This window comes from Actinoplanes sp. G11-F43, assembly GCF_050589265.1.
Classification (GTDB): domain Bacteria; phylum Actinomycetota; class Actinomycetes; order Mycobacteriales; family Micromonosporaceae; genus Actinoplanes.
Genome location: NZ_JBNZCE010000086.1, coordinates 1 through 4,961, shown reverse-complemented (window position 1 = coordinate 4,961; position 4,961 = coordinate 1). Strand labels below are relative to the sequence as shown.

Below are 4,961 nucleotides of genomic sequence, written 5' to 3'. Positions count from 1 at the left end.
CATCCAGGAACGCATTCCCGGCCGCGTAGGCACCATGATCGTTACTGCCCCACGTGGCCGAGATCGACGAGAACAACACGAACTCGTCAACATCCAGGCCCGCGGTGGCCTGATCCAGATGCACGGCACCGGCCGCCTTCGCCCCCAGTGCGGCGGCCAGACCCTCACGATCGGTGTCCTGCACCCACGCCAGATAAGGCAGATTCGCCGAGTGCAACACCGTCGACAAACCGGGACCAGATTCCTCGATCCAGGACACCATCGCGGCCACCTGATCGGCTTCACCCAGGTCGCAGCTGATCACCTCGACACCCGTGCCCGCTTCGGCCACCGACGCGGCCAAAGTCGCCACGTTCGGCGCCGACGGGCCCGACCGCGACGTCAACACCACCCGCTGAGCATCACGCTCGGCCAACCATCGACCGACGCTCACACCGATCGAACCCGTGCCACCGGTCAGCAGCACCGTCCCCCGCGGCGACCACTCCCGAGGAACCGCACGACGGGTCTCAGCCCGAACCAGACGGCGCAGGAACACACCCTCAGGCCGCAGCGCGACCTGATCCTCGATGCCGTCCGCCAGCACCGACACCAGAGCCGCACCGTCGAAACCCTCCGACAGATCGATCAGACCACCCCAGAGCTCGGGACGCTCCAACCCGACCGTGCGGCCCAGACCCCACACCGCCGTCTGCGCCGGGCTGGTCACCATCTGACCTGCACCGGCCCGCACCGCCCCACGCGTCAGCACCCAGACGGGCACCTCGGTTCCGGCACGATGGACGGCCTGGACGAGGTCCACCGTCGCGGCCAGCCCACTGGCCACCCACGGGTACTCGGCGTCGGGAGTCTCGTCCAGCGCGAGCAACGACACGACACCGGCGGCATCCGCCAGCATCGCGGGGTCCAGCTCCGCGACCGTGACGACATCGGCACCGTGACCCGTCAGCGCCTCGGCAACCGCCGGGCCGACCGGATCGGTGCCGACCACCAGCCACGTCCCGGACAGCACCGGCGCGACACCATCGGGCTGCGACAACTGCCAGGTGATCCGGTAACGCCAGTCGTCCAGCGACCGGGCCGAGACGGCAGGCATCTCCGGCCAGAACCGGCGCCGCTGGAACGCGTACGTCGGCAGGTCGACCATGTCGCCGTCACCCAGCACCGCCGACCAGTCAACACCGACGCCGTTGACGAACGCCTCAGCGAACGCCAGCAGTAGACGCTGCGCACCACCATCATCACGACGAAGACTGCCCACCGTGACAGCGGCATCAACAGCCTGGATCAACACCGGATGCGGCGAGACCTCCACGAACACGCCGTGACCGGAATCGGTCAGCACCCTCACAGCCCGGTCGAACTCCACAGTCTCCCGCAGCGAGGAGTACCAGTAGCCGGCATCCAACTCCGGACCTGACAGCCACTGCCCGGTCAGCGCCGACACCATCGGAACCACCGCATCGCCCGGAGAGATCCCCGCCAGAGCGGCCAGGATCTCCTCACGCAACCGCTCCACCTGGGGACCGTGCGAGGCGTAGTCCACCGGGATCATCCGGGTTCGCACCGCGTCACCGCAGGCGGCCTCCAGCTCCCGCAACGCCGAAGGCTCACCGGAGACCACTGTCGCCGACGGGCCGTTCACCGCCGCGATCGACAGCCGATCACCGAACCAGGAGATCCGATCTCGCACCGCCGCCACCGGCTCCGCGATCGACAGCATCCCGCCATGACCGGCGAGAACCGTCAAAGCACGGCTGCGCAAAGCGACAACCTTGGCCGCGTCCTCCAACGACAGAATGCCCGCCACCGCAGCAGCCGCGATCTCACCCTGCGAATGACCCACCACGGCATCCGGCTCGACACCGGCGGCACGCCACACCGCGGCGAGGGAAACCATGACCGCCCATAGCGCAGGCTGCACCACGTCAGCAGATTCAAGACCGTGACGACCAGCCAGTACGTCATCAAGTCGCCAGTCCACGAACGGCTCCAAAGCCGCCGCACACTCGGCCAACCGCGCCGCGAACACCGGCGACTCCCCAGCCAACTCCCGGCCCATCCCGATCCACTGACTGCCCTGACCCGGGAAGACGAACACCGTCCGACCGACACCACCGGGAGCGACCTGACCGGTCACCACACCGGCAGCCGGCTGACCCGTCGCCACCGATACCAGACCGGCCAGCAACTCATCGCGATCAGCGCCGAAGACCACGGCCCGCTGCTCGAACATCGACCGTGATGTGGCCAGCGACCACCCGACATCCCCGACCGGCAGTTCGGGCCGGGCCACGACATGCTCACGCAGACGACCGGCCTGCTCCGCGAGCGCCGCCGCGTTGTGCCCGGACACCATCCACACCGCGGCGTCCCCGGTCAGCACCGGTCGCACCTCGACACGTGGTACGTCGTCAGCGGCCGGCGCTTCCTCGATGATCACGTGCACGTTGGTGCCACTGACACCGAACGCCGACACACCGGCCCGGCGCACCCGCTCACCAGCCGGCCACTCCCGCGCCTGCTGCAACAACTCGACATGACCTGCCGACCAGTCGACCTGCGACGACGGGGTATCGGCGTGCAACGTACGCGGCAAGAGGTTGTTCCGCAGCGCCAGAACCATCTTGATCACACTGGCGGTACCGGCGGCCGTCTGCAGGTGACCGATGTTCGACTTCACCGACCCCAGCCACAACGGCCGATCAGCAGACTTCTCCTGACCGTACGTGGCCAGCAGCGCGCCCGCCTCGATCGGGTCGCCGAGGGACGTACCCGTGCCATGCGCCTCGACCACGTCCACATCCGCCGCGGACAGTCGTGCGTTCGCCAGCGCCGCCCGGATCACCCGCCGCTGCGACGGACCGTTCGGCGCCGACAGACCATTCGACGCACCATCCTGGTTCACCGCGCTGCCCCGGACGACGGCCAGGACCTGGTGGCCGTTACGCCGGGCGTCCGACAGCCGCTCCAACAGGATCATGCCGGCGCCCTCGCCCCAGCCGATTCCGTCCGCGTCGTCGGAGAACGCCTTGCTCCGCCCGCTGGACGCCATCCCACCCTGCTCGGCGAACTCCATGAACGCGCCCGGCGACGTGATCACCGCGACACCGCCGGCCAACGCCATCGTGCACTCACCACCACGCAGCGCGTTCACCGCCTGATGCAACGCGACGAGCGAGGACGAACAGGCGGTGTCGACCGTCATGGCGGGACCGGTCAGACCGAGGATGTACGAGATCCGGCCGGAGGCCACCGCCGACACCGAGCCGGTCAGGCGATACCCGTCGAGGCTGCGATCATCGGTGGGCAGCAGGCCCTCGTAGCCGGAGTGACTCGCCCCGATGAACACACCCGTGGCCGAGCCGTGCAGCGACGACGGCGCCAGACCGGCCTGCTCGATCGCCTCCCACGCGGTTTCCAGCAGCAGCCGCTGCTGCGGATCCATCGCCAGGGCCTCACGCGGGTTGATCCCGAAGAACGAGGCGTCGAAGTCCGCCGCGTCGTAGACGAAGCCACCTTCCGGCACGTACGACGTAGTCCCGCCGACGTCGTTCCAGCCGCGATCGGTCGGGAACCCGGAGATGGCGTCGGTGCCGTTGGTCAGCAGCTCCCAGAACTGCTCGGGGCCACGGACATCACCCGGATACCGGCAGCCCATCCCGACGATCGCGATCGGCTCACCACCCGCGGCCGCCACCACCCGCACCGCACTGTCAGTCTCGGCGAACCCGACGAGTTCACCACGGATGAACTCGGCCAGAGCCGCCGCGTTCGGATAGTCGAACACCAGCGTCGACGGCAGGCGAACCCCGGCCGCCGAGGCCAGCCTGTTCCGTAGAGCGACCGCGCCGACCGAATCGAAGCCCAGGTCTTTGAACGCCCGCTGCGGCAACACCGCGTCCACCGAGTCGTGACCCAGCGCCGCCGCCGCATGCGCCCGAACCAATTCGGTCAGCGTCTGCCGCTGCTCACCCTCAGGCATCCGCCGCAGCCGGACCGCCAGCTCCGACCCGTCGACCTCGACCGCGGCGCCCCGCTCCGCGGCCAGAACCCCCCGGACCTCGGGCAGGGCCGACAGCAACGGACTCGACCGGCGCAACGTGTACGTCGGCACGAAGTGCTCCCAGTCGAACCCGGCGACCACCACCGCGCCCTCGTCAGCGTCCAGCACCTGGCCCAGCGCGGTCATGCCGTTCTCGGCGTCGATGCCGGTCATCCCGAAGTCCGACAGTCGCTGACCGTGACGGCCGGCGGCCAGACCCACACCGGTCCACAGACCCCAGGCGATCGACGTGGCCACCAGGCCACGGGAACGCCGGTTGTCACACAGGGCGTCGAGATAGGCGTTGGCCGCCGCATACGCGCCCAGTCCGCCACTGCCCCAGACTCCGGAACCGGAGGAGAACAGGATGAACGCGTCCAGGTCCCGGCCGGTGGTCAATTCGTCCAGCAGCGCCGCACCGCCGGCTTTCGCGGCGAGCTGCCGGGCCAGGTCGGCCGGTTCGATCTGGTCGACCGGGCTCCGATCGGCTTCTCCGGCAGCATGCACGATCGACGACAAGCCGATCCCGTTGCTGTCGATCCACTTCAGCAGACCCGTGAGCGCCGGCCGGGCGGCGACATCACACGCCACCACATCCACCACAGCACCAGCAGCCGCAAGCGAGGCCGCAAGCTCGGCCACTCCCCCAGCCGCCGGACCCGACCGGCTGGTCAACACCACCCTGCCGGCACCCCGGCCGACCACCCACTCAGCAGTGATCGCGCCGACACCACCGGTACCACCGGTCACCAACACCGCACCACCCGGCGACCACGTCCGGCCCGCCACCGGCCGTGACGCACGCACCAGACGACGACCCACGATCCCCGACGGCCGGATCGCTACCTGGTCCTCACCACCACCGGCCAGCACCGACACCAACCTCGAACCGGCACGACCATCCAGCACTACCGGC

General features: G+C 69.3%; 1 protein-coding gene. It reads right to left on the bottom strand.

What is annotated here, in order from left to right; all coding sequences use genetic code 11:
* Nucleotides 1-4,795, bottom strand: a 4,795-nt coding sequence (locus ACQ0O7_RS44980) for a type I polyketide synthase (protein ID WP_430792078.1), incomplete at its 3' end; no start/stop codon positions are given.
* Nucleotides 4,796-4,961: the final 166 nt, after the last annotated feature.